Origin of the sequence: Paenibacillus sp. PAMC 26794 (assembly GCF_000316035.1) — a bacterium.
In the GTDB taxonomy this organism is placed as follows: Bacteria; Bacillota; Bacilli; order Paenibacillales; family Paenibacillaceae; genus Paenibacillus.
Genome location: NZ_ANHX01000073.1, coordinates 24,049 through 49,214 on the forward strand (window position 1 = coordinate 24,049; position 25,166 = coordinate 49,214).

General features: G+C 46.5%; 24 protein-coding genes, 1 tRNA gene and 1 riboswitch. Of the genes, 10 read left to right on the top strand and 15 right to left on the bottom strand.

Translation table 11 applies throughout. The features are described from left to right. The first annotated feature begins 34 nt into the window (after window positions 1-34). Window positions 35-2,113: a PBP1A family penicillin-binding protein gene (locus tag D829_RS0123225; RefSeq protein WP_017691307.1), complete on the top strand. Its 2,079-nt coding sequence runs from the start codon at window positions 35-37 to the stop codon at window positions 2,111-2,113. A 200-nt stretch (window positions 2,114-2,313) separates the two neighbouring features. Here D829_RS0123225 and D829_RS0123230 read toward each other — a convergent pair whose 3' ends face one another. Next, a complete protein-coding gene (locus D829_RS0123230; protein WP_017691308.1) occupies window positions 2,314-2,817 on the bottom strand; it encodes a YwhD family protein in 504 nt (167 codons plus the stop codon). A gap of 101 nt (window positions 2,818-2,918) precedes the next feature. Here D829_RS0123230 and D829_RS0123235 point away from each other — a divergent pair, with 101 nt between their 5' ends. The 5 genes from D829_RS0123235 to D829_RS0123255 all read left to right on the top strand — a co-directional run bounded on the left by D829_RS0123235 (window position 2,919) and on the right by D829_RS0123255 (window position 7,986). After that, window positions 2,919-4,910, top strand: a complete 1,992-nt coding sequence (locus D829_RS0123235; RefSeq protein ID WP_017691309.1) for a M1 family metallopeptidase — start codon at window positions 2,919-2,921, stop codon at window positions 4,908-4,910. 10 nt (window positions 4,911-4,920) lie between these two features. Next, window positions 4,921-5,772: a hypothetical protein gene (locus D829_RS0123240; RefSeq protein WP_026081368.1), complete on the top strand. Its 852-nt coding sequence runs from the start codon at window positions 4,921-4,923 to the stop codon at window positions 5,770-5,772. A gap of 245 nt (window positions 5,773-6,017) precedes the next feature. After that, a riboswitch (cyclic di-AMP (ydaO/yuaA leader) is annotated at window positions 6,018-6,155 on the top strand. A gap of 39 nt (window positions 6,156-6,194) precedes the next feature. Next, window positions 6,195-6,629, top strand: coding sequence for a C40 family peptidase (locus tag D829_RS0123245; RefSeq protein ID WP_241230808.1), 435 nt, complete (start codon window positions 6,195-6,197; stop codon window positions 6,627-6,629). Window positions 6,630-6,984: 355 nt separating this feature from the next. Beyond that, on the top strand, window positions 6,985-7,479 hold the full coding sequence (locus D829_RS0123250; RefSeq protein WP_017691312.1) for a GNAT family protein: 495 nt from the start codon (window positions 6,985-6,987) through the stop codon (window positions 7,477-7,479). Window positions 7,480-7,629: 150 nt separating this feature from the next. Continuing rightward, complete coding sequence (locus D829_RS0123255; RefSeq protein WP_017691313.1) at window positions 7,630-7,986, top strand: cytochrome c; 357 nt, start codon at window positions 7,630-7,632, stop codon at window positions 7,984-7,986. A gap of 80 nt (window positions 7,987-8,066) precedes the next feature. Here the strand turns inward: D829_RS0123255 and rbsK are convergent, their stop codons facing one another. From rbsK to D829_RS0123270, 3 genes are all read right to left on the bottom strand, one after another. Further along, window positions 8,067-9,050 carry a ribokinase gene (rbsK, locus tag D829_RS0123260; RefSeq protein WP_017691314.1) on the bottom strand — a complete coding sequence of 328 codons (984 nt, stop codon included), beginning with the start codon at window positions 9,048-9,050 and terminating at the stop codon, window positions 8,067-8,069. A 44-nt stretch (window positions 9,051-9,094) separates the two neighbouring features. Next, window positions 9,095-9,391 carry a 4a-hydroxytetrahydrobiopterin dehydratase gene (locus D829_RS0123265; RefSeq protein ID WP_017691315.1) on the bottom strand — a complete coding sequence of 99 codons (297 nt, stop codon included), beginning with the start codon at window positions 9,389-9,391 and terminating at the stop codon, window positions 9,095-9,097. A gap of 249 nt (window positions 9,392-9,640) precedes the next feature. Further along, window positions 9,641-9,934 carry a hypothetical protein gene (locus D829_RS0123270; RefSeq protein WP_017691316.1) on the bottom strand — a complete coding sequence of 98 codons (294 nt, stop codon included), beginning with the start codon at window positions 9,932-9,934 and terminating at the stop codon, window positions 9,641-9,643. 233 nt (window positions 9,935-10,167) lie between these two features. Between D829_RS0123270 and motA the strand changes: the two genes are divergently transcribed. Continuing rightward, window positions 10,168-10,968: a flagellar motor stator protein MotA gene (motA, locus tag D829_RS0123275; protein ID WP_017691317.1), complete on the top strand. Its 801-nt coding sequence runs from the start codon at window positions 10,168-10,170 to the stop codon at window positions 10,966-10,968. Beyond that, window positions 10,955-11,773 (top strand): flagellar motor protein MotB, encoded by an 819-nt coding sequence (gene motB, locus D829_RS0123280; protein ID WP_017691318.1) that lies wholly within the window; start codon window positions 10,955-10,957, stop codon window positions 11,771-11,773. The genes motA and motB overlap by 14 nt, the downstream gene beginning before the upstream one ends. 212 nt (window positions 11,774-11,985) lie before the next feature. Here motB and rluF read toward each other — a convergent pair whose 3' ends face one another. Next, entirely contained in the window at window positions 11,986-12,687 is a 702-nt protein-coding gene (rluF, locus tag D829_RS0123285; RefSeq protein WP_017691319.1) for a 23S rRNA pseudouridine(2604) synthase RluF, read from the bottom strand. 18 nt (window positions 12,688-12,705) lie between these two features. Further along, entirely contained in the window at window positions 12,706-15,045 is a 2,340-nt protein-coding gene (locus D829_RS31745) for an ATP-binding protein (protein WP_051154057.1), read from the bottom strand. A 332-nt stretch (window positions 15,046-15,377) separates the two neighbouring features. Between D829_RS31745 and tadA the strand changes: the two genes are divergently transcribed. After that, complete coding sequence (gene tadA / locus D829_RS0123295) at window positions 15,378-15,884, top strand: tRNA adenosine(34) deaminase TadA (protein ID WP_017691321.1); 507 nt, start codon at window positions 15,378-15,380, stop codon at window positions 15,882-15,884. A 43-nt stretch (window positions 15,885-15,927) separates the two neighbouring features. Then, window positions 15,928-16,497, top strand: coding sequence for a GNAT family protein (locus tag D829_RS0123300; RefSeq protein WP_017691322.1), 570 nt, complete (start codon window positions 15,928-15,930; stop codon window positions 16,495-16,497). A 260-nt stretch (window positions 16,498-16,757) separates the two neighbouring features. Here D829_RS0123300 and D829_RS0123305 read toward each other — a convergent pair whose 3' ends face one another. The 9 genes from D829_RS0123305 to guaB all read right to left on the bottom strand — a co-directional run bounded on the left by D829_RS0123305 (window position 16,758) and on the right by guaB (window position 24,912). Continuing rightward, window positions 16,758-17,852, bottom strand: a complete 1,095-nt coding sequence (locus tag D829_RS0123305) for a hypothetical protein (RefSeq protein WP_017691323.1) — start codon at window positions 17,850-17,852, stop codon at window positions 16,758-16,760. A 235-nt stretch (window positions 17,853-18,087) separates the two neighbouring features. Beyond that, window positions 18,088-18,240 (bottom strand): small acid-soluble spore protein P, encoded by a 153-nt coding sequence (locus D829_RS0123310; RefSeq protein ID WP_017691324.1) that lies wholly within the window; start codon window positions 18,238-18,240, stop codon window positions 18,088-18,090. Window positions 18,241-18,261: 21 nt separating this feature from the next. Next, the gene (locus D829_RS33820; RefSeq protein ID WP_017691325.1) at window positions 18,262-18,438 is read right to left on the bottom strand and encodes a hypothetical protein; all 177 of its coding nucleotides are present in this window, start codon (window positions 18,436-18,438) and stop codon (window positions 18,262-18,264) included. 29 nt (window positions 18,439-18,467) lie between these two features. After that, on the bottom strand, window positions 18,468-18,806 hold the full coding sequence (locus tag D829_RS0123320) for a hypothetical protein (protein ID WP_017691326.1): 339 nt from the start codon (window positions 18,804-18,806) through the stop codon (window positions 18,468-18,470). A 190-nt stretch (window positions 18,807-18,996) separates the two neighbouring features. Then, a tRNA-Ser gene (locus D829_RS0123325) sits at window positions 18,997-19,085 on the bottom strand. 198 nt (window positions 19,086-19,283) lie between these two features. Continuing rightward, the gene (gene serS / locus D829_RS0123330; protein WP_017691327.1) at window positions 19,284-20,567 is read right to left on the bottom strand and encodes a serine--tRNA ligase; all 1,284 of its coding nucleotides are present in this window, start codon (window positions 20,565-20,567) and stop codon (window positions 19,284-19,286) included. Window positions 20,568-20,840: 273 nt separating this feature from the next. Continuing rightward, the gene (pdxT, locus tag D829_RS0123335) at window positions 20,841-21,431 is read right to left on the bottom strand and encodes a pyridoxal 5'-phosphate synthase glutaminase subunit PdxT (protein WP_017691328.1); all 591 of its coding nucleotides are present in this window, start codon (window positions 21,429-21,431) and stop codon (window positions 20,841-20,843) included. A 217-nt stretch (window positions 21,432-21,648) separates the two neighbouring features. Further along, a complete protein-coding gene (locus D829_RS0123340; RefSeq protein WP_017691329.1) occupies window positions 21,649-23,037 on the bottom strand; it encodes a D-alanyl-D-alanine carboxypeptidase family protein in 1,389 nt (462 codons plus the stop codon). Between the two features lie 417 nt (window positions 23,038-23,454). Continuing rightward, window positions 23,455-24,912 (bottom strand): IMP dehydrogenase, encoded by a 1,458-nt coding sequence (guaB, locus tag D829_RS0123345; protein ID WP_017691330.1) that lies wholly within the window; start codon window positions 24,910-24,912, stop codon window positions 23,455-23,457. Between the last annotated feature and the right edge of the window lie 254 nt (window positions 24,913-25,166).

Consider the following 25,166-nt stretch of genomic DNA (forward strand, 5'->3'; position numbering starts at 1 on the left):
TCCCATACTGGAAGAAAAGAGAGGAGCCCGTTCCATGACCAAGCCAAATCAAAAGACCCGCAAACGCGGGTTCCCTGTACAAAAATTCATTAAAAACCTGTCTCTGCTCGCCGTGCTCGCTATACTTGCTACCGCTGCAGGATTGGTCTATCTATACGCAACCAGCCTGCCTCTCGCAGACTCTGACCGGAATTCCAGATTACTGGACAGTCAGGGTGAAGTCATCGCTACCTTCTCCGCAGGTGGCAAAGACTCTGTACCCGTTCAACTGGAGGATATCGCTCCAGATCTGGTCAATGCCACTCTGGCTGTAGAGGACCGCAAATTCTATAATCACTACGGGTTCGACGTGCAAGGGATGGGACGGGCTGTGCTCGTTAACCTCGAACATATGCAGATGTCGCAGGGTGCGAGTACATTGACTCAACAGCTGGCGCGTAACCTATATCTATCTCATGAGAAAACATGGACTCGCAAAGCCAAGGAAGCCATGTACACGGCGCAATTGGAGATGAAATACAGCAAGGATGAAATTTTGCAGATGTATCTGAACGAAATCTATTATGGGCATGGTGCGTACGGAATCGAAGCGGCTTCACGAATGTATTTTGGCAAATCAGCCAAACAGCTGGATCTTGCAGAGAGTGCCATGCTGGCAGGAATCCCGAAAGGACCTACCTACTATTCACCCTATAACCATATGAAGAATGCCAAAGACCGACAGAAGATTGTGCTGAATGCCATGGCTGATATCGGCAAGATCACCCAGGCCGAAGCGGATAAGGCCTATGAGAAAATGCTTTCGTTCAAACCGGAAAGTGAGCGTAAAACGGTGGAAAGTGCCCCGTATTTCCGTGACTATATCCGGAATCTGGCCATCCAAGAGCTGGGAATCAGTGAAGCGATGCTGGATCATGGGGGATTGAATATCTACACCACCCTGGATCTGCGTGTGCAAAAAGCTGCTGAAGATGCCATAGCGAAGGGTATGGATGCCAAAAGCGAGCTGGAGACGGCTCTAGTGTCCATCGACCCTCGCACGGGCTACATCAAAGCTATGGTGGGCGGCAAGAATTACCGCGCCAATCAGATTAACCATGTACTGGCGACAACGCGCCAGCCAGGTTCGGCGTTTAAACCCATTATGTATCTGGCAGCCCTGGAATCCAAGCAGCTCACCAGTGCATCCATATTTAACAGTGAACCTACCCTGTTTCACTATGACAATGACCGCAAAACCTATAAACCCGGCAACTTTGGAGACAAGTATCTGGGAGAGATTGATCTAAGACAGGCGATCGCCGCTTCAGACAATATTTATGCGGTGAACACCATTATGCAGATCGGTCCTGAGCAGGTTGTGAGTATGGCAAAAAATCTCGGCATTACAAGCAACCTGAGCGCTGTACCTTCTCTTGCACTGGGAACGTCACCTGTCAGCCCGCTGGAGATGGCGTCGGCCTTTTCCGTCATTGCTGCCGCTGGACAACGGACGCCACCTGTAGCCATTCTGCAAGTGACGGATGCCGCAGGACGTGTGCTCTATGAATCGCCTCAGACGAAGGCTGAGACCGTTGTGGAACCTGCGGCAGCTTATGTACTGACTCGTTTAATGGAAAGTGTCTTCGAAAATGGAGGAACGGGAAACCGGGTGTCTAAGGCGATCAAACGTCCGGTAGCGGGAAAAACGGGAACAACCAACATGGATGCCTGGCTCGTTGGATTCACACCGGAGCTCTCCACCGCGGTATGGGTTGGGTACGACCAAGGCAAAGCCATCTCGACTTCGGATGGCCGCCGGGCAGCGCCGATCTTTGCCCAGTTCACAGAGCAGGCTCTTGCGAGCGTACCACCCAAAATTTTTACCGTACCTGATCATGTCGTAAGTGTCTATATCGACCCGGAATCCGGCAAGCTGGCAGGCAACGGTTGTGAAGAGAAACGGCTGGAAGTTTTTATTGATGGTACTGAACCGACAGAGGTATGTCATGGTACGACGGATGATTCGGATTCTGGAGAAGATGAGAAAACCCGTCAGGTACAGAATCAACAAGGCATACAGGAAGAGAAACATTCATGGTGGGGAGATTTCAAACGTTGGTGGGTAGAATGACGCAAATGGGCGATGACTTAGTTGCGTCACCTATAACCCCTGGTTATATTGAACAATTGGAAATTCACTTCGGATGAAAACTCATAATTATTCAGATCGATGAATACGATTAATGCACAAGCAAAACACCCCCAACCGAACTTTCCGGTCAAGGGGCCTTTTGCTTTTTTGCTTTTATACTTTGTTGAAAATGATCTGCCTTAGGCGAGTGCTTCCTTCAATACATCTGGAGAAGCATTCCACCAGTCTTCGTTGTGTGAGATCAACAGTGTCTTGAGTGCGGCCCGAGCTTCAGGTCCAAGCTCATCCAACATGAAGCGACGCTTCAAGGCATAATCCATGCGATTCACATGTTCCGCCAGCAGTTTCCATCCACGTCTTGCTTCTGTATCAATCCACATCTCACATGCCGTTGCTCCACCATACAGTTGGCCTTCCTCCGTGCGATCTACAGCTACCCATACCAGCCATACCTGGCGTCCGTTGGGTACATCTTCACGATTGGTTGAGAACTTGATATTGCGTTCCACTTTGCTCTTCGCATGCATCGCACCGATATCGATTTTGGCTTCGCCATTATCAATAATGACCGGGGAAAGGTTATTCAGCTCAATGGAGCCTGCACCGAAGCCTTTATGCTTGCTTTTTGCACTAACGATATTCAAGGCAATCTGTTTTTTGCCGTTTTGCTCGTTTTGGTCCATGTTTATAACCTCCAAGGGTTGATACAAATATTTTAACTAATAATTGCCCCATTGCAAACATATACATGCTGTAGATGCTTGTCAACGGGAGGTATTTAACGATGATTCCACGACGCGCCAAGAGCTGGCTCACTGCATCCCTGGCCCTGTGTGTACTTGCCGGAGGGATATGGATCACTCTGGGTTATAATCGCTCAACTCATTCCGAATTGCCAGTACTCGCCCCGGAATCGGGCAAGCCCAAGGCAATAGCCCCAACGCCAGCACCTCCAGAAAGTGTACAGACCCCTACCGCCGAAGTGTACAGCAACCGTGTTGTGGAATATCACATGAATGTAAAACTGGTCGAAGGGAATGTACTGGAAGGGACTCAGACGATTACCTGGACACATCCAGGTAAAAAAACCGTCAGCGAGCTTTACTTTCATATGTATCCCAACGCCTTCTCTTCTGCTGACACCACCTTTATGAAGGAATCCGGTGGAAAGCTTCGGGGTGATGTCATGCCTACCAATGGCTACGGCTCCATGAACATTACCGAAATGAAAACGGAGGACGGGCTCTCTCTGCTACACCGGATGCAGTATGTGCAACCAGATGACGGAAATATCAAAGACACTACTCTCATTAAAGTACGATTACCCAAACCTGTCAAAGGTGGAGAGAGCATTACACTCCACACCCGATTTGTAGTGAATCTGCCTAAGATTTTTGCCCGGATGGGCACAGCCGATGACTTTGTCATGGCGGGTCAATGGTTTCCCAAAATCAGTGCCTATGAACCTGTAGGCAGGCGTGGACGAACAACGGAAGGCTGGAATCTGCACCAATACCATGGCAATTCAGAGTTTTATGCCGACTTCGGTATATATAGTGTGCGTATTCGGGTGCCTGAAACATACAAAGTAGCTGCTACCGGATTTCCGACGCAGCAAGCCGTGGTGAAGAATGGAGAAAAGGTCTATCAATTTTACGCCGATGATGTGCATGACTTCGCCTGGGCAGCCTCACCGGATTTTGTCTACGCCGAGGAACCCTTCTCTGCACCCAATGTGCCTGGTGTACGAATCAAGTTATATCTGGACCCTGCTCATCAGGATCTGAAAGAACGTTATTTTTACGCCGCGAAGGCCGCACTAGCCAATTATAGCAAATGGTTTGGCCCATATCCTTACGCTACCTTATCCATCGTTGTTCCACCCAAAACGGGGAACGGTGCCGGAGGCATGGAATATCCTACGCTAGTTACAGCCTTTGGAGCCGATGATACTACGCCAGGTTATGACCTGGAACGTACCGTAGTCCACGAGATCGGACACCAGTACTTCTATGGCATGGTTGCCAGCAACGAATTCGAGGAAGCCTGGCTAGATGAGGGATTCACCTCTTATGCGGAAGATAAACTGATGGAGCAGGAATACGGACTGATTCCGAACCTGCCAGTACAATCGGGACTGATTACATCTCCTTCATCTTTAACACAAGAATCCTGGAAGTTCGATTCACAGAATGAGTATGCAGCCAATGTCTATACACGTGGCAAACTTGTATTGCTTGGTATCGAACATCAAGTCGGTGCCAAAAAGATGGAACGTATCCTCTCTACCTATGTGAAGAAGTACCGTTTCAAACATCCCACTTCGGCTGATTTTCAGAAAATTGTGGAACAAGTGACCCGCACTTCCTGGTCTGATTATTTTGATCAATACGTCTATAGTGACGGGATGGCTGACTTTGCTGTAGAGAAGATTCGTGTTACGCCCGTACAGAAAGACGGTCAAACATTGTACGAGTCATCCGTGACGATCGCAAAAAAAGGGAGTGATTACAGCGCCGTTCCTGTTCGCATTGCTTTTGAAGACGGGCATATCCTCACCAAGCAATGGAATGGCAAAGAAGATCGCATCACGTATAAATTAACTCACACATCACCCGTATCCTGGGCCATGACCGATCCCCTGTACTCGATCGTGCTGGAGAACCGCCATATGAACAATTTCCTGAAATCCGGACTGGATGAGCAGGCGAAGTCCCGCTGGAGCATGAGTGTAACCAAACTAATAGAAGCCATATTCGGAGGTCTGTCATGGTGAGGTGGAAACGGTGAAAGCGAAAATACGTGAAGGCTGGTTTCTCGTCCGTCAGCATATGTTCATTGCCGCACTCTTATTTCTTTATCAACTCATTTGGGGATATTTCTTCTATCGAATGGTACAATCGGCGGTCATCCCACTACTCCTTCGCTATCCAGATGCTGATGCCGGTGAGCTGAGTACATTTTTGTTCAAAATGGAAAGTCAACTTAACCTGTCTACCCATCCGGAGGTTCATCGTTATCTTTGGATTCTAGGGGGCATGCTGCTAGTTCGCATGTTGATCAGCCCCCTCATTCAGGCAGGACTGCTCTACTCACTTCAGCACTTTAATTCTACAGAAGAGCGCATCCCCTTCGTCCGCGGAATCAAAAATCTGTGGAAACCGATGCTGCTGCTCCACACCATACGTACATTATTGATACTTCTGCCCGCCTACTGGCTCATACCGAAGCTCTACTCGATTCTCATGGACGGATTTCATTCCCTTCAATTACTTTTGCCTGGTATACCTTATGTTGCTGCCTGGATTGTATATGGTTGGATCATCCACCATGTCATACTCTACATGCAGTTCGGTGTTTCGGCACCAGAAGGAGAAGGCGGGGCTCACGGCACCCTCAAAGCAGTCTGGATTGCACTGCGCCATCTCATCACTGTAATCGGCATTGCACTCCTGCTGGGCGGAGTACACCTGCTTATCTTCGGGGCATTCACTTCAGCCTCATGGTTATTAACGGGACTTACCGGACTTATACTACAACAGACGTATCCACTTGCCAGATGTCTATTGAGTCTGTGGAAAATATGCAGCCATTTCCGATTATGGCAGTCCAAAATATCCAAAGGTGAGAGCAGATAGTTTAAAAATTGTTACCATCACATGTTAAACTCATGGCCTAATATGTACTTATAAATAGGCAAACCTCAACCTTTCCCCGTCAAAGGTCGAGGTTTTTTTTGCTAAATTTGTTGCTAAACGTTGCCAAAGCCGTACTCCTCTGTTACAATAATCGCAGTGAGTTTTTAGTAACAACTTTGTAATATTTACATTCATATTTGTAACTACTTAAAATTAAATCGTCATTTCTTGATTTCGCAGGTGCATAACTAGCATAGCCAAATTCCTGGCACCTGGGAAGCGGGGGAACCAGTTATGGGTGAATTGATCTTGCTACAGAGGGATCATAGGGGACCTTCAACCGAATCCTTAAGCTAACCTCGCAGGCGTTGGAAGGGGAATATCTCTTGTTCAAGAAGAAATTAACCGCAGCTGTACTTAGCATCACATTCGCTTTATCGCTTGGTGCAGGTAGCGCATTCGCAGATTCAAAGATGGACAAAGTAATTGATTCAGCAATGGGAACTACATATCAAAGTGGAGGAACAACGCTCAACGGCTTTGACTGCTCCGGATTTACACGGTATGTATTCGACAAGTTGGGTATTGATTTGGCACGCCAATCCAGTTCCCAATTCGACATGGGCGATTCCGTATCCCGCATGGAGATGAGAGCTGGCGATCTGGTGTTCTTTAATACAACAGGTAAAGGCGTATCCCATGTAGGAATCTTTGTAGGGGATGGAAAGTTCGCACACTCCTCTTCTTCCAAAGGCGTTACGATCAGTGCATTGAGTGAAAACTATTGGGCCAATCGTTATGTTGGCGCAAAACGGATTATGAGCACGGACGCATATGAATCACTGGCCCTTGACTAGGGACAAGCTGAGCAACATGATGCTGTAACCATTAAACATACTGGAACGAAGCAAGAAGCATAACAGAACCGCCCGGTACATTCTCCGCAGGAATGTATCCGGCGGTTTTTTTGTGCTTCAATCCTTATTCATGTTGCAAGTTATACTCGGGGCATATCCTGCGACATCAACAGGTTCATTTTGCGTTCGTTCGTCCGTGCCCTTATGATGTTTTTACCCATCCCGTTATAATATAAACGAAATTACCGGAACTTTTGTTTCATTTTTTTTCTTGGGAAGGAAGACTTGCTAAATGAACATCACTTTTGTAGAGTGGACAAAGAGTTCTGTTTCAAGGAAAGGAGCATGCAGGTGTATGAAGGAAACCCCTGTGACGTTTCACGTTGTACCCATGCGAGAAGAACATGCGGAGCTTATCTGCAGTTGGCAGTATGATCCGCCTTACAATATCTACAGCTGGCTCCCCTGGGAGCAGATGAAAGCTCTGGAAGTGGAATTCGGAGATGCACAGCTGCGGCAGGAGCAATATGCGATCGTCCTGGATCAGAACGATCGTATATGTGGGTTTGCTCAATACTTCCCACTTCAAGGGGTAACCCGGATTGGCCTTGGCATGCATCCAGAGCTGTGTGGTCAGGGTCAAGGGACAGCTTTTGTCACTGCCATTGTACAAGAAGCTATTCGCCGAAATCCCACGAATGCGATTGATCTGGAAGTACTCACTTGGAATGCTCGTGCCATTCAAGTCTATCTGAAGAGTGGATTTGTCACCCAGGATACATACGAACGACAGACCCCAAGCGGCTTGAAGCCCTTTCACTGTATGGTTTATGAAGGGCCTCGCGGTTAGAATCCATTGCAAAACAACCAAATTTGCCCCTTGTTATGTGATTAGTTCAAAAAATTCCCACAAAATGCTATGATGTCAGTACAGGTTCCGTTATAATGATATGGATAGTTTCAGGTTAGATGATCTTTCATTCTGGAGGGGACATAAGGGATGCACAAATGGATCATGAGCGGAGTATTTTTTGCAGCATGCGCTTTAGCTATTGTTTTAATGTTTACGCTTCCAGGGAAAGAAGAAGTAGCTGAAGAAGCCAAGCCAAGCATGCCGGAAGTAACATTGGATGCCGGACAGGCTGAAGCACTGGTCAAAGCCAATTGTATCTCCTGTCACGGGGATCAGCTTCAAGGTGGCGTAGGACCTGCTCTGGCCAACATCGGCAGCCAGGATGATCTGGAGAAGATCTATTCTACGATTGTCAAAGGTAAAGGTGGTATGCCTTCCTTCAAGGGTAAACTGCAGGACGAAGAGATTGCAAATATCGCCATGTGGCTGTCAGAGAAGAAATAATCTCTGCACGCGCATAACATATACGAAGAGGCCCTTAATCCCCTTTTGGGAGAATAAGAGCCTCTTCGTTATACCAATTATCAGGCCTCTGCGGCATGCTCAGCCAGAAAGGCCTCAACTTCACGTGCGGACGGCATCCCGGACTGGGCGCCGAGCTTCGTCACGGATAACGCGGCCGCACCCATGGCGAAGCCTACGGCCGCGTCCAAAGTCTCACCGCGCGCGATTGCTACCGCCAGCGCGCCGTTGAAGCAATCGCCAGCGCCGGTCGTATCGACGGCGCTTACGGCGTAGCCGGGCGCACGGCAAGCGCCGGCACGCCCTGCTTGTACGCGGCCACCAGGCGCCGCCGCGTACACAGCCCCCTCGGGGCCGAGCGTCGTGACGACAGCGGCCCCGAGGGATGCGGCGAGCTCTGCGACCGCCGCATCCAGGTCTTCCGGCCGGAGATGATCCCGGCCGGTAAGCACGGCAAGCTCACTGCGGTTCGGCGTGACAACGTCGACGCACCGCAGGAGCTCCTGGGGCAGACCCGGCACCGCGGGAGCCGGGTTGAGCACCACCAGTGCGCTGCCTTCAGCCGCCAGTTGGGCGGCGCGGGTAACCGCTGGCAGCGGGATCTCCAGCTGTAGCAGCACCGCTGCGGCTGCAGTCAGGCTTTTTACCGTATCCGCCTCTTCCAGCATCTCAGGCACCACTTGCCCATTCGCACCAGGAATAACGATAATCCGGTTGTCTCCCCGAGAGAGCCAGATGGAAGCCGTCCCTGTAACCGTGTCTTCCAATATGCGAACCTGCGAGGCATCTGCACCACTTTCCGTCAGACTCTGCAGTAGACGTTCGCCAAAACCGTCCGATCCCACCGCACCAATCATCGTCGTCTGTCCACCCAGACGCGCAGCAGCAACAGCCTGGTTCGCCCCTTTGCCACCAGCGAGATAATGCATCTCCTCACCGCTCACCGTCTCTCCCTCTTCCGGAATCGTGTCTGTCTTCACCACAAGATCCATATTGAGACTGCCTACGACAGCAATAAGAGGTTGTTTCTGATTATAGTCTGGCATGTATGGTTCACTCACTTCTGGCCGCGCGATAATAACCGACCTCGTTATTGCGACCTCATTTTGTCATAAGCTTCGTTATATTGCCCTGCTTCCTTGATATCTACAGATGTAATACCACCCGCATCCCATGATGTGAGACGCAGCGTAACCGTTGTATAATCAATCGTAATAAAAGGATGATGATTGAATGCTTCCGAGATCGCAGCGACCTCATCCACAAATGCAATCCCTTTCATGTAGTTGGAGAACACGAATTTACGTACAATCCACCGTCCCTCTTCCAGTTCCCAGCCTTCCAGCCTTCCCAGATGAGCTTCGACTTCCTCTTGCGAAAAAACCATGCGTTATCTTCCTCCCCATAGGATGGTACATTACAGACGTGAGTCCGTATAACCACCGACACCTTCGGCGCTATCAACGCAACCTCAAAGGCCAGGCTCACCGCCATGCGGTTGGCCCATTTCACGACTAACATCTTACCACGGACAAGATTCAAAATCCAATCAACTACATGGCATAGAACCACTAACCATAAGGCTTTGAGGACAATTCCAGTTCCATTCATACCCCTGAAAATACATGTAAACACACTAAATTAAAGGTACAAATGTCAACTCTTCTTCCCCGATCAAAATATGAATGCGGTGCTGTTCCTTATCATGGATGACCACGCCACTTCCAACCGGAATAACAGAATCCTCGCCCAGCGCATAAAACAAATCCTCCGCCAGCGCCTCATCCACTTCAAGTTGGTCAGATGCAGCCAGTCTCTCCCACTCTTCAGCGTCCATTTCAAAGAAAACATACCGATCCGGTATGCGTCCGATTGCCGTTGTCAGATCTGTCAAAATTCCTTCATAATCCCGTCCATGCTTTACGCCCATTGGCTTTTCACTCCTATTCGGCCCCTAAGGAGCGGATTTGATCTTATTATACCTGAAAATAGCCCTTAAAAAAAAAGGCCTTCTGGTCGATAAATACATATATGACCGTTTTAACTGTTTTAGCAACCGTAAGGAATGCCTAACATTGAACGGATTGCGGCCAAAAATTCGTCCGGAAGCCCGAATACAGCCGCTTGAAAGGATTCAATTTTATCTCATGGATGAGGTGTATGATGAACATTTCAACGATTATTGGACTAGTTTTTGGACTGGTCTCCCTTGTACTCGGTATGTTCCTGAAGGGTGCGCCCTTAATCAACCTGGTTAACAATCCGGCAGCCTACGTTATTATCTTTGTTGGTACGGCAGGAACTATCTTTATCGCATTTCCAATGTCCGAAGTTAAGAAAATCCCTAAGCTTTTCGGGATTATTTTCAAAAATCAAGTACTTATTGATCGAGTGTCTCTGATCGGCACGTTTATGGACTGGGCTTCCACTACCCGTCGTGAAGGTTTGCTTGCACTGGAATCAAAAGTAGAAGAGATCGACGATCAGTTCCTTCGTGGCGGTATGCGTATGATTATCGACGGCAACGATCAGGAATTTGTAAGTGATGTACTGATGGAAGATATTCATGCTACAGAGGAGCGCCACCGTGGCGGTGCCTTGATCTTCGCTCAGGCGGGGATGTACGCGCCAACGCTCGGGGTTCTCGGGGCCGTTGTAGGTCTCATCGCAGCACTTGCCGATCTCAGTGACATGGAGAAACTCTCCCATGCGATTGCGGCAGCATTTATCGCAACACTCCTTGGTATATTTAGTGGTTACGTGTTATGGCACCCGATGTCTAACAAGCTGAAGCGGATGTCCAAGCAAGAAATGGAGATCAAGCTGATGATGGTTGAAGGATTGTTATCCATACAGTCTGGTGTATCCACCATCGCCATCAACCAAAAGTTATCCGTATTCCTGACACCTTCCGAACGTAAACAACTGGAAGAGAAGGAGGGATCATCAGGTGAAAAAGGCTAAAAAGCACGAACCACATGAAGAACATATAGACGAGAGCTGGTTGCTTCCCTATTCTGACTTGATGACCTTGTTGCTTGCCCTGTTTATCACGTTGTTCTCCATGAGTTCAATCGATGCAGCCAAGTTCGAGCAGATGGCTTCCGCGCTAAGCAGTGCATTGAATGGAGGCTCCGGTGTTCTGGATCATACGTCCATGAATCCGGATACGCCAGGTGCCGATCTGGGTAAGAACAAACAGGAACCTACAGAAATCACCAAGAAAACACCAGCTCAGATTACGGATGCACAGATGGCTCAAAAAGAACAAGAAGACCTGGAGAAACTCAAAGAGCGACTCGACAAATATATCTCGAAGAACGGACTTTCGGATCAGCTGAACACTAAGCTGAATCAGTCTGAATTGAAGATCACCATCAGTGATAACGCCCTGTTCTCCTCAGGCCGAGCAGATGTGAAGCCTGAATCACGATCCCTGGCCAAAGCAATCTCAAGCATGCTGCAGGAGTTCCCTGAATATGAAGTGGTTGTATCCGGTCATACCGATAATATTCCCATTTCGAACAACCAATATAAGGATAACTGGGATCTAAGCGCAGATCGTGCGCTCAACTTCCTGAAAATCCTGTTGCTGAACTCGCGATTGGACCCTTCCAAATTCACACCAAGTGGTTATGGAGAGTATCACCCGATTGCCAGCAATGACACCAATACCGGACGGGCACAGAATCGCCGTGTAGAGGTATCTATCATTCGGAAGTATCAAAGTAACAATACAAATGTAAAAGCCGTTGGCGGAGGAAACTAGAGGCCTGCAGCGATTCATTAACCAAAGACCGTTCTCCAGGTACAAGGAGAACGGTCTTTTTGGTTTATATAAGGCTTATGCTTGGTTTATCTCTACATTTTTCACACTATTTGCGAGATTCACCTGTCGTCATTGAACCTATACCAAAAAGCCCTGCACTCCCTTACGGAAAGCAGAGCTTAAATCGGTTAAATTAGTCAAAGTCCAATCAACTATTCCAGTGAATAGTCCAACAGACCGCCCAACTCCGTTTTTTCAGCAGCGGTAAGCTCTCTCCAAGAACCTGTCGCCATTTCTCCAAGATGAATGTTCATGATCCGAATACGCTTCAACTTACGAACCTCGTAACCAAAGGCACTACACATCCGCCGAATCTGACGGTTCTTTCCTTCAGTCAGGATAATACGGAATACACGATCCGTCATCCGGGTCACGGTACAAGGCCGTGTCATTTCACCCAAAATCTTAACCCCGGTGCTCATGCCTCTAAGGAAACTCGGGGTTACAGATCGATCAACAGTAACGATATACTCTTTCTCATGGCGTCCTTCTGATCTAAGAATCCGGTTAACGATATCACCATCATTGGTCATCAGGATCAAACCTTCCGAGTCCTTATCCAGACGTCCGATTGGAAAGATACGTTCATCGTGCCCGACAAAATCAACGATATTGCCCTGAATATGCTGCTCGGTTGTACTTGTGATCCCGATCGGTTTATTCAGCGCGATATATACGTGTTTTCTCTTTTCCTTGATCGGTTTGCCATTAATTCTTACATCGTCGCCTTCTTCTGCCTGACTGCCCAGTTCAGCCTTAACTCCATTAATGGTTACCTGACCACTATCCACCAACTTGTCGGCTTCACGCCGGGAGCAATAACCTGTTTCACTAATAAATTTATTAATACGCAAAAGGTAATCTCACCTCATCTATTTCTCTTCATCTGTAAGTGGTTCATCCGTTACCTGATCTACCTCAATGACTTCCGGTTGTTGCTCGGATGCAGGCAGTTCAATGATAACCGTTGTTCCCTTGTTCATGACGCTTTTAATATCCATCATGCCCTTATGTGATTGAATAATGCGCTGACTGACCATCAGGCCAAGCCCTGTTCCAGACTCTTTATTCGTAAAGAAAGGCTCCCCAAGCTTGGGCATCATCTCTTCCGGGATACCGATCCCTTCATCCCTGATCTCAATTCTGACGCGTTTCGACTGCTCGTCGTGCTTGAGCTTGATATGGATGCTTCCTCCATTTGGCATGGCCTCCATACCATTTTTCAGCAAATTGATGAATACCTGCTTCAATTGGTTCTCTTCACAGTGTACCATAGCCGAATCGGATGAGGCACGCAGTACAAATTCTACACCATGCAGATGCGCCTGACTATCCAGTAACGAGATGACATCGCCAAGAATAAAACGAATGTCCCGATTTTGAAAATGAACCGCCTGCGGTTTCGCCAGAATCAGAAATTCACCAACGATAAGGTTGATGCGATCCAGCTCCGATAACATCAGATCCAGATGACGATGATTCAGCTTGTTGCTCTCTTGCTGTAACTGCAGGAATCCGCGCAGCGTGGTCAGTGGATTACGAATCTCATGTGCCACACCTGCTGCAAGCTGGCCCACGGTTGTTAGCTTCTCAGAACGTCTGAGCAGCTCTTCCATCCGATTACGGCTTGTAATGTCCCTGGAGACACTAATGAGCGCGGTAATCTCTCCAGCCTCGTCTCGTACCGGAGCCGTACTGACACTGACCTCAACTCGGGTCCCGTCTTTCTTCATCCAGGTGGTTTCGTTGGACGTAATGGACATCCCCTCAACGAGTTGGGCATGCTGACGTTTCATTTCTTCTTCTGCCTCTGGCGGGATGATCTTGAGATTACGACCTTCCACCTCACGACTTCGAAAGCCATATAATTGTTCAAATGCGCGGTTAACCCGCAGCACTTTTCCTTCAAGATCCGTAATGTGAATGGCATCCGCTGTCTGATTGATAATGGACTCCAGATGTTCTTTCACCGCCCGATTCTCTTCATACATCTGTTTCAGACGGCTCGTATAATGGCCCAGATTACGAATCATGGCATTAATACGATTGGCCAGCTGGCCAAGTTCATCCTTCCTCCGGACTTTCAGCCGGAAATCAAAGTGCCCATCCGCTACATCATTCACTTTGCCCAGTATGGATTGGATCGGACGTGTAATATACCCTGCGAGCAAATAGCTGCCAAAGATCACAATCTCCAGCAAAACCAACGATATGGAGGCATGGCTCACCAACTGCTCAGATACCATGGAGGATATTTGCTTATAGTCCATGACAATACTGATCACATAGGAAGACTGATTGGGTGTGAAAATGGGAATAAAACTCTTCAGTACCTTCTGTTCGTGCGTTTCACTGACAAAAGATACATTTTGTCCTGTTCGAATGGCGCGCACCACAGCACGATGATCCTCATCCGTAGAACCATACTGGTATGTACCAAAACGAATCGGTCTGTTATTCAACTTGCTAAAGTTCGAATCTCTTCCGTCATCACCCATGTTCGGGCTGCCAAAAGTCAACGGATTGATGCCTGTAATCTCCAGAATGGAGGGATTGACCTCACGAATTTTATTTAAAATCTCATCCGGACTAGAGATTTTCACATAGTCATCAACTTCCGTATTATTATAGAAGGGATTGATTATGTAGTTTCTCTTTCCATCATGGTAGTAACCCCAGATATCAATATCCGAAGGACTGGATGTCGAATATTCGAATCCATCTGACCAGAAATGCTCCAACTTCTGCCCTTGGGGAATCGTCACCTGTTGTTTTTCAAACAACTGCTTAAATGCCTGATACCAATAAGTCATGGATTTGGTGGACAGCCCGATTTCTCTCGGATCTGAGGAGCGGCTAACAACGATGTCATCATCCGTCTGCTCCATTAACGAAATATGTGAGACGCCGACCTTTTGGCTCAAGCGTACAAGTTCTTCATTTGTGATATTATTAATATCCGGGTCCAATTCTTCCGCTGCCATGACAGCAGCAAGCCACAGATTGTTTCCAATCTGCCGTTTTACATAATCCGAACTGTATTGATTCTGTTCGACAGCAATTGCAATCTGCTTTGCAGTGAGCACCATCTTGGTTTCACTGTCCTGCCTTAGATTCTCTTCTGTAGTATAATAACTCAGTGCGATATTCAACACTAAAATAACGAGCACTGAGCACGACATAATCATGGATAATTTCGTTTTAATAGACAAGTTTTTTTGTTCACCTCTCGGCTTGTACCCTCTGGCGATATATGGCAAAACCTATCTCCATCATAACGCTTGTATGTCTTTTTGAAAAGGATAATTGACCTGTGTCCAAAAGTTACCGAATGACTGAAAAGCTCGAAATTCGTTGTTTTTTGCATTTTCGAACTCTACAATGAAATTAATCACTATATTTATCCACATACCCACAGGCTTGTGGATAGTTTGTTTATAACTATGTGAGCAACTACACGGTTATCCACAATTCTATACACAACATGTTAACAACCCGAATATTTGTTCGCTGAATAAACGATTTTGGAAGGAGTTATATAGTAATGACTGACCATTTTCTTCAGACCGATCTTGCGCATTTATCTGAAGAGGCTCAACATGAGCACTGGATGCGAGAGGCCATTGCCGAGGCCTACAAAGCTGAGGCTCTTGGGGAAGTGCCGATTGGAGCTGTAATCGTACAAAATAACCAAATTATTGGTCGGGGATACAATCTGCGTGAAACTACACTGGATTCCACCGCCCATGCAGAGATGGTGGCTATTCGTCAGGCCAGCGAGACCATCGGAGCTTGGCGTTTGTTGGATTGTTCTCTGTACGTCACACTGGAACCTTGTCCAATGTGTGCAGGTGCAATTGTACAATCCAGGGTCCCCCGCGTAATCTATGGTACGGCTGATCCCAAGGCAGGCTGTGCAGGTACACTGATGAACCTGTTACAGGAGCCTCGTTTTAACCATCGCACCGAGGTGATTCCGGATATCCTTCAGCCTGAATGCTCCACGATGCTAACTCAATTTTTCAGAAGTCTGCGCCAAAAGTTAAAGTAGTCACCGACTACAAACATCCCAATTAGAAAGGAAGTGTGCTGTAATGGCACTAACACTCTATGATACAGCCAATGGCATAAGCCTTCGGTTGCTCACACCCCAGGATACACAGTCCTATTTGGACCTGATTCAGATCACACGCGTCCCATACCAGGCTGTAGAACCCGTGCGAGACGATGAATTTTATACACTGAATGCTCAGACTCGGCGGATTGAGGATCGGGTCAAGGCAGCAGAAGATGGTACAGGATATCAATTTGGAATCTATACCATTAAAGACAGCCTGTTGATTGGACAAGTAAGTATCAACAATGTCGTATTGGGCGTTGCCAATTATGCGGATATGGGTTACTTTATCCATCCGGATTATCAGGGTGGCGGACGAATGACAGCAGCGGTTAAACTGGCCGTAGCTTATGGCTTCCGTGCATTGAAGTTAAATCGGGTTCAGGCTGCGGTATTACCCTCCAACAAAGGCTCACAGCGCGTACTGGAGAAGAACGGATTCCAGTTTGAAGGTACTGCTCGCAAATACCTCAAGATCAACGGCAAATATCAGGATCATCAGATCTATGCTGTACTTGCTGAAGACTTGGACGAACTTGCAAACTAATTAAGAAGAAACGTATCCTCACGACCGTCTGTATTTCCAATTCAACAATATACAAATTTAATATTCAAAACCGCACTACCCTAGTTATGTAGGAGAGAGTGCGGTTTTATTTGTATAGATTACCAGCCACGATTCAACTTCAAAGATCAATTATTTTGCGGATATCCCCTCTTGCGCTGTGTAGCAAAAAAAAACGCCTGTACCCAAGCGGAAGGAGATTATCCTTCACTTGAATCACAGACGGTTTGAACTCAGCGAGATTAGTATCCGTATGAAGCGTTCATCAGTTCTTCGAACTCTTGCATAGTAATTACGTCATCGCCAGTAGGGATGTTGATTTTGAATGCTGCTTTTTCGTTAATCTTGGTGTACGTATTGGAACCGGTAAATGCCAATTTCACCTCGTCTTTTGTACCTTCTGGCTTGATCAGCACATCAGCGACCATCTTTTGATATACAGGGAAGTCGTTTTTGTCCAATGCGAAATCGATGTTGAATTGGTTGATTGTCAGAACATCTTTCAATTTATCCAAGTCTTTAGCCATTTCAGCCTGATCTGCTTCAGTGATCTTCAGATCTTCTTTAGCTTTGTCGATATCAGCCTGATCCATTTGCAGCATTTCACGATATTCCTCTTTGGACAGAATATCCAATACTTTAGGCATAGCTTTTGTTACCAGTACAGTAACTGCTTCTTTAACATTGTCATTATTCACCGAGAATTGTACAACCTGCTTCGCATCTACACCTTCAGGAAGTTGTGCATCTTTGGTGTCTAGATTTTTGAAGAATTTAGCTTGATCGTACTCGCTCAGCACTGCGTCCATGACTTCGTTGCTCAGCTTTTGCGTTTTGGCTGCGTCCATAGCATCAGGGTTCCATTCTGTACCCTCTTGCTCAGCCAGTTCTTTCAGGTCAAGTTCCAGGAACTTGTTAACAACATTCTCCGGAATCGGGAAGAACGGAATATTCGGCACTTTCACATAGAGTTTCTCTGCCGTCATCACCATTGGGATGTTAAAGGTCATACCCATGTCGCCTTTAAGCTCAATTCCAAGAGTCATCTCGGTCTGCATTGGCTCACTTTGGTATACACCCGTTACATTCAACTGAGCATCCTTCAGCATGCTCATAAACTGAGTCATAGTAGGATCAGTTTGTGAAGCATCCCCAGGTTTATAGCTCAATTCATTAATAGTGAAATTAGAACTCATTTCATACGAAGTCAATTTGGAAGCATTGGCCGCAGCCGTCTTCAATGCCTCTTTTGGTTCCTGCTTGCTGCTACATGCTGTCAATGCCATAGATACGGTCAACAGCAACGTGAGAAGAAGCGCCCCCATACGTTTAGTCATTTGTTTCTCTCCTCTCGTGATAACCCCAAAAAAAAGTAATTCAATATCAATGATATACCATATCACCAGATACCGAAACCTAATTTGGGAAAAATGTGATCTTTCCTCTTTAAAATGGCTACAAAGACCTATGACAGCTTTGGGAATAAGCATGTGCCTGTCTTTATATATGTATGAATACGCAAAAGCCCCCTGTTAGGTAACAAGGGACTTTTGCGTGAATCTGTTTCTTCTATTAACCTTGGGGATTCAAATGATCCACATGATTTTGATTTTTTACTTTTTTGGAACCGGATAATGGTTCCTGCATGGAAGAGCGTTTGGATGAATGACGATGCTGTTCGGATGCTTCCGCTTCCGGTACGGGAATTGTTTTTGGTTTGCTCATATTATTGCCCCCTCATCATTGTTAGGAATGGGATGGGTCCCTATCTTCCGTTTTGTCATGATTCAGTGCATCCTGATGACGGCGATCATTAATATCTTGCTGAATTTGCTGGGCATGATGACTGTTTACGGCAGGCTGCTCCAGATCATCGACTACATTTTGCAGGTTTTTGTCTACTCCCGCTTTGGCTTTAGTCAATTGAGTTCACTCCTTCAGATTTCAGGCTATTATCTCGTCTGGGATTGTAACGACTGGGCGCATTCATGAATGTGCCGTGTATAATCGTGAGCCAGTTCCTGAATCGGTTCTGTACGCTCATCCGTCGTTCGTCCATCCCGTTCCACATCAATCAGCTGTACGCTGACTTCACGGGAATCGACATATGCACATTTGAAATCAAAAGAGTACATCTCGTGCCCTGCTGTAGCAATGTGTATCCGAATCGCCTGCTGATCGGCTTCATCGGCCATTACATGAGCCTGATCTCCAACATTCAGGACTTGAGGCAAACGTTCTTGCCAAGCCCCTACAAGCTCTGTCTGATCGATGTCTAACTCGCGGTTCATCTTACCACCTCCACTCCTATAAAGTGCGGCGATGAAGATGTTTTTATACATATTAACCTTATTAAAAATATAACGTTGTACTGTGCAACGTATACATCGGCCACGAACCTGTAAGTTCAGACATTTCGCACGCATAAACGCAAAAAAGGACCCGAGCGAGAACGCTCGAATCCTTGTTATAAGTGTAGTATGGCGGAGAGGGTGGGATTCGAACCCACGTGGAGTTGCCCCCTAACGGTTTTCAAGACCGCCCCGTTATGACCGCTTCGGTACCTCTCCAGGGAAATTAACTTTTATAAACTTGCCACGAAAAGTATCATACCACATCTCGACATTATAATGCAACCTTTTTATATTAAAATTGATGATCCCGTATCAGACAACTGCCTCCGTTATACAAAACACTCCAATCCGCCATTCCAAAATGACGGATTGAATTTGTATTCCCCTTGATGAGGATGGTTAGCTAACTCTTACTTAAGAGCGACGTGCAATCACACTTGCACCGCCCATATAAGGACGCAATGCTTCAGGAATAACAACCGTACCATCTTCCTGTTGATAGTTCTCCAGGATAGCGGCTACCGTCCGTCCAACAGCCAATCCTGACCCGTTCAATGTATGAACAAATTCCGGTTTGGCTTTTGGCTCTCTGCGGAAACGGATATTGGCACGACGTGCCTGGAAGTCCTCACAGTTGGAGCACGAAGAAATCTCACGATAGGTATTGCTCTCAGGTAACCATACTTCAATATCATACGTTTTAGCTGAGGTGAAGCCCATATCTGCCGTGCACAATGTCAGGACGCGATACGGCAAGCCCAACAATTGAAGCACACGCTCCGCATTTTGAGTCATTTGCTCCAGCTCTTCATACGAAGTCTCCGGAGTAGAGAGCTTGAGAAGCTCTACTTTGTTGAATTGATGCTGACGAATCAATCCGCGTGTATCCCGTCCAGCCGAACCGGCTTCAGAGCGGAAACAAGAGCTGTATGCCACAAAGTGCTTAGGCAATTGATCTACATTCAGAATCTCTTCGCGATGGTAGTTCGTTACCGGAACTTCAGCAGTAGGAATCAGATAATACTCAGTATCTTTCAACTTAAACAGATCTTCTTCGAACTTAGGCAGTTGACCTGTTCCAAACAAGCTGTCCCGATTAACGATGTATGGAGGTAGAATCTCTTCATATCCATGTTGATCGCTGTGCAGATCCATCATGAAGTTGATCAATGCACGTTCCAGGCGCGCACCCAGACCTTTATAAAAGGTAAAACGGGAACCCGTTACTTTGGCAGCCGCTTCAAAATCAAGAATATCGAGATCCTGCGCAATTTCCCAGTGTGCTTTTGGTGCAAAAGTAAATGACTTCGGCTCTTCCCAACGACGAATCTCAACATTGTCGTCTTCAGAAGCTCCAATAGGTACGCTTTCGTTAGGAATGTTCGGAATCGCCATTGTGAGATCATTGATCTTCACTTCCAGTTCCCGAACTTCTTCGTCCATGGCTTTGATTCGATCAGAGACTTCGCGCATCTCCACAATCAGATCATCAGCATTCTCACGATTCTTCTTCAGTCTAGCAACTTCCGCAGAGACCGTATTCCTACGACTCTTCAGCGTTTCACTCTCTTGAAGCAATTCCCGACGCTTGGCATCCATCTCGGTAAATCCAGCGATAAGATCCAGCGATTTGCCACGTTTAGTCAATGCTTCTTCTACACGCGCATACTCATTCCGCAATATTTTCACATCAAGCACGATATACCCCTCCTAAATAACCTCACAACGTGAAGCCTTATGTTAAATCCATTATCAAAAATCTACTGTATATACCTTACTATATACTTATCGGAACCTGTAACCCAAAAAACAACCTATATCCCCGGTGTCACCCTCTGCTGCGATTCCCGCTATGAAGCAGATACAGGCAACATTAGGCATCCGTTCAGATGCAACTGCCCTCCAGCGGCCTTACACGGCTTCTGGGGAAGTGATCCGATGACCGGGAGATCATAGGTTGTACATCATGCATTATTTAGAGTCTACCGTGTGTTTGTAGGATCTGGCCATGTCTACAAAATAAGTATGCAGACGATAGTCATCCGTCAATTCCGGATGGTAGGAGCAAGCCAGCAAATGCCCCTGACGAGCGGTAACAATCTCATCCTTGTATGTGGAGAGAACCTCCACCTGGTCTCCAACACTCTCGATCAAAGGCGCCCGTATAAACACAGCCCTTACCGTTTCCTCAATACCTTTGACTGGCAAATCCGTCTCAAAACTCTCTCTCTGCCGTCCAAATGCATTTCGGGATACAGTCATATCCATTAGCTCCAAATGAGCTTCTTCTTGCCCTGCAATGTGTTTAGCCATAACGATCAAGCCAGCACAGGTACCAAATACCGGTTTGCCCTCAGCAGCAAACGCCCTAATGGCATCCATAAACCCATACTTGCGCATCAGTTTACCGATCGTCGTGCTTTCCCCGCCAGGAAGGATAAGACCATCCAAGTCCTCCAATTGCTGAACCTGTTTGATAGCTATACCTTCTGCTCCAGCACGTTCAATACTTCGAATATGCTCTGTGACAGCTCCTTGAAGTGCTAAAACGCCGATCCTCATACGCTCATTCCCCTTCTCTTACCAGCCACGATCTTGCATATGGTAAACGAACATTGTACTTTTTTACTTCATCATACGTGAATTCTAACTTGATATTTTACCGGAAAAATTGTAAATATACAATCCATCCAGTCGGAATAACTTGTATTTTGTCAATGATATGACCAAATCAGCATTAAATTGATAATCATACGTTTTTCATGAAATACGCTATGGACTAAAAGAGATTTTTGATCCCGTCAAAAAGATCCACGAAGAAATCCTTCACAGCACGGAAGAACAAACGGAACCATCCACCTTTTTCAGCCTCTTCCGCAGTGATCAAGTTCACTGTTTTTTCCTGTGGCTCAATTCCATCTGCTTTATACGTGTACGTTACTGTACCAACCTTCGTACCTGCTTTGATTGGTGCTACCAGCTTGTCAGCCTCAGTTACGTTAGCTTTGAACGTCACATCCAGGTTCTGAGTACCTTTGGGAACAACAAAACTTACCGCATTATCTGTTACAACAGGAACGGTTGTTTCTTTCCCTTTTTTCAAAGGTACTGCTTCCCAGCCCGTCACTTTGGTCTTGCCTGCGACAGCCTGTTTCACTTCAAAGTTGTTAAATCCATAGTCCAATACCTTTTTAGTTTCTCTGAAACGTGCGGATTCCGAATCTGTGCCCATAACAACACTAATTAGACGCATACCGTTACGTTCTGCTGTACCTGTAAAGTTATTACCTGCGTTCGTGGTGTGGCCTGTTTTCATTCCATCCAGACCTTCATAGGCATAGCTTTTGAAATTGGTTATATTTTTATTCGCTTCCAGCATCCAGTTGTAATTGATAATTGGAGCTTTATCATTGGGACGGAACTTATAAGATTGAATAGTTGTAAATTCTGTGTAGTCCGGGTGATCCATAATGATATATCTGCACAGAATCGCAGCATCCAGAGCGGACATTACTGTTTCTTTATCTTCCGCCGGACGGAAGTCGGCAGGCATATCTGCTCGGTCGAGACCTGAAGAGTTGATGAAGAACGTATCCTTCATGCCCATGCGCTTCGCTTCATCATTCATCATTTTCACGAAAGCTTCTTCCGAACCCGCAACATACTCTGCCAAAGCAACCGTAGCATCATTAGCAGAGCCAACAGCCATAGCAATATAAAGATCCTTAACTGTGTGCTCGTCACCTTCTGCCAGGAAAATACGTGATCCGACACTTTGTGCAGCATTCTTTTTAACAGGTACAATATCGTCCCAGCCAAATTTTCCTTGTTTGACTTGCTCTGCGACAATGTACTCTGTCATCATCTTGGTCATACTGGCAGGTGGCATCGCTTTATCCGCATCAACAGACAGTAGAATCTGCCCTGTTGAAGCCTCCATTAGCACCGCTGATCTAACCTCAAGCCCAAGCGAGTCTACCCCAGGCACCTGTACAGCTTTCTCCGTCTTCGTTGTTGTTGCTGCAGCAGTCAGAACCTGACCGGAGTTGTCCGCAGCAGCCATGACCGGCATGACTGCAGACATGCAAAGCATGTTAATTAGCATTACCGAGGCTACGCTCTTTTTGAGCATTTGGCGTTTCTTTTTATTCATGTGTTTGGCTTTCAATTGATGAATACTCCCTTCGTTCCAAAGCATTGTTAATTGCTTCAGTGCAGCTTATGCTGCGAATTTCTTGTTCCCTAACCTGCGTGTTTAATGTATGAGATGTGTACTATATGCGCTGTATCGAACGAGCAATATTATTGCTCCTAAAGTTCGTTATCGATTGTCACTTCGTCCGCATTTTGCGAATGCTTATGTAAAAGGACGTCCGCGCTTCTGTTTAACTGGCAGCCTTTTCTGGCACTGCATTTGCTTTTCAAAACCATATTCATAGATTCACGTCAAAAAGCCGCCGCAACGCCTTAATCCATCCATGGATCGTCACCGCTTGTTCTATTCTATCACAGGGGTATCTGCAAAAAAAGACAGACCCGGTGAAAATCACCGAGCCTGTCCTGGAAATGATTAACTCTCTTCAGATTACAACGAGTAGTTAGGTGCTTCTTTCGTAATCTGTACATCATGGGGATGACTTTCGCGCAGTCCCGCACCTGTAATTCGGATAAAGCCTGTATCGTTACGAAGTTGCTCCAAGTTACTTGTACCACAGTATCCCATACCCGAACGCAGACCACCAATCAGTTGGTGGATCGTATCAGACAATGGTCCTTTGTAAGCGACACGACCTTCGATTCCTTCCGGAACCAGTTTCTTGTCATCATCTTGGAAGTAACGATCTTTACTACCTTGTTTCATTGCAGCCATTGAACCCATACCGCGGTATACTTTGTAGCTACGTCCTTGGAAGATTTCAGTTTCTCCCGGGCTTTCTGCTGTGCCGGCAAACAAACTTCCCAGCATCACCGCGTGTGCGCCTGCAGCCAGTGCCTTCGTAATTTCACCAGAATATTTAATTCCGCCGTCCGCGATAATCGGAACTCCATATTCACGTGCCACCGTTGCACAATCGTAGACTGCAGTTACTTGAGGTACACCAATACCAGCGATAACACGTGTTGTACAAATCGAACCTGGACCAATACCCACTTTGACTACCGAAGCCCCTGCTTCGATCAGGTCACGAGTGGCTGCACCAGTAGCGACGTTACCTGCAACGATGGTCAGGCTAGGGAAACGTTCACGAAGCTGACGTACAGCTTCAATGATATTGATGTGATGTCCGTGAGCCGAGTCTACCGTAATCAGGTCGACACCAGCTTGTACCAAAGCATCTGCACGTTCAAATGTATCTTTTGAAATACCAATCGCTGCACCAACCAACAAACGTCCTTGAGCATCTTTGGCTGCATGAGGGAATTGAATGGCTTTCTCGATATCTTTAATCGTGATAAGACCTTTTAACGTGTTTGTCTCATCAACTAATGGAAGTTTTTCAATCTTGTGCTTCTGAAGGATACCTTCAGCTTCTTGCAGTGTAGTACCTACAGGAGCGGTAACCAGATTCTCACGAGTCATGACTTCGCTAATTTTGATGCCGTAATCATGGATAAAACGCAAATCGCGGTTGGTCAAAATACCAACCAACTTCTGATCTCCTTCAATAATAGGTACACCGGAGATCCGATATTTCGCCATTACTGCTTCCGCATCAGATACCAGATGATCTGCCGTCAGTGAGAATGGATTCGTAATAACACCACTCTCCGAACGCTTAACACGATCTACTTCTTCTGCCTGTTGTTCAACCGACATATTTTTATGAATAATACCGATACCGCCTTCACGTGCAATGGCAATAGCCAATGTCGCTTCAGTTACCGTATCCATACCCGCACTGATCAAAGGAATATTTAGCTTTACAGTATCGCTCAAACGAATAGATACATCTACTTCTTTAGGCAGTGTCTCGGATTTCCGTGGCACTAGCAATACATCATCAAAGGTGAGGCCTTCCTTACCAAATTTATCTTCCCACACGCAAGTGTTCCTCCTTATGTTTGCTCAGCTTTACGGTCCAAAACCCGAAGATTCCAGGCTGTATTTTACGCCGAAAATACGTTTTCTGAAAAATTTATTATTGCCATCTTAGCAAAGCGATATTTAGACTGTCAAGGAAAAGTACTTGGTTATATCAGGTGTATTGCCTGATGAACACAACTGTTTTTCCAGAGCGGACAAGTCTAGTTATTACGCAAAAAAACGTCAATTCCTATTGAATAACGTTACATGTA

Excerpts from the sequence above, each read along its gene's own strand:
- D829_RS0123225 (WP_017691307.1), top strand. The coding sequence starts at position 35 with ATGACCAAGCCAAATCAAAAGACCCGCAAACGCGGGTTCCCTGTACAA.
- D829_RS0123230 (WP_017691308.1), bottom strand. The coding sequence starts at position 2,817 with ATGGACCAAAACGAGCAAAACGGCAAAAAACAGATTGCCTTGAATATC.
- D829_RS0123235 (WP_017691309.1), top strand. The coding sequence starts at position 2,919 with ATGATTCCACGACGCGCCAAGAGCTGGCTCACTGCATCCCTGGCCCTG.
- D829_RS0123250 (WP_017691312.1), top strand. The coding sequence starts at position 6,985 with ATGAAGGAAACCCCTGTGACGTTTCACGTTGTACCCATGCGAGAAGAA.
- D829_RS0123255 (WP_017691313.1), top strand. The coding sequence starts at position 7,630 with ATGCACAAATGGATCATGAGCGGAGTATTTTTTGCAGCATGCGCTTTA.
- rbsK (WP_017691314.1), bottom strand. The coding sequence starts at position 9,050 with ATGCCAGACTATAATCAGAAACAACCTCTTATTGCTGTCGTAGGCAGT.
- D829_RS0123265 (WP_017691315.1), bottom strand. The coding sequence starts at position 9,391 with ATGGTTTTTTCGCAAGAGGAAGTCGAAGCTCATCTGGGAAGGCTGGAA.
- D829_RS0123270 (WP_017691316.1), bottom strand. The coding sequence starts at position 9,934 with ATGGGCGTAAAGCATGGACGGGATTATGAAGGAATTTTGACAGATCTG.
- motA (WP_017691317.1), top strand. The coding sequence starts at position 10,168 with ATGAACATTTCAACGATTATTGGACTAGTTTTTGGACTGGTCTCCCTT.
- tadA (WP_017691321.1), top strand. The coding sequence starts at position 15,378 with ATGACTGACCATTTTCTTCAGACCGATCTTGCGCATTTATCTGAAGAG.
- D829_RS0123300 (WP_017691322.1), top strand. The coding sequence starts at position 15,928 with ATGGCACTAACACTCTATGATACAGCCAATGGCATAAGCCTTCGGTTG.
- D829_RS0123305 (WP_017691323.1), bottom strand. The coding sequence starts at position 17,852 with ATGACTAAACGTATGGGGGCGCTTCTTCTCACGTTGCTGTTGACCGTA.
- D829_RS0123310 (WP_017691324.1), bottom strand. The coding sequence starts at position 18,240 with ATGAGCAAACCAAAAACAATTCCCGTACCGGAAGCGGAAGCATCCGAA.
- D829_RS0123320 (WP_017691326.1), bottom strand. The coding sequence starts at position 18,806 with ATGAACCGCGAGTTAGACATCGATCAGACAGAGCTTGTAGGGGCTTGG.
- pdxT (WP_017691328.1), bottom strand. The coding sequence starts at position 21,431 with ATGAGGATCGGCGTTTTAGCACTTCAAGGAGCTGTCACAGAGCATATT.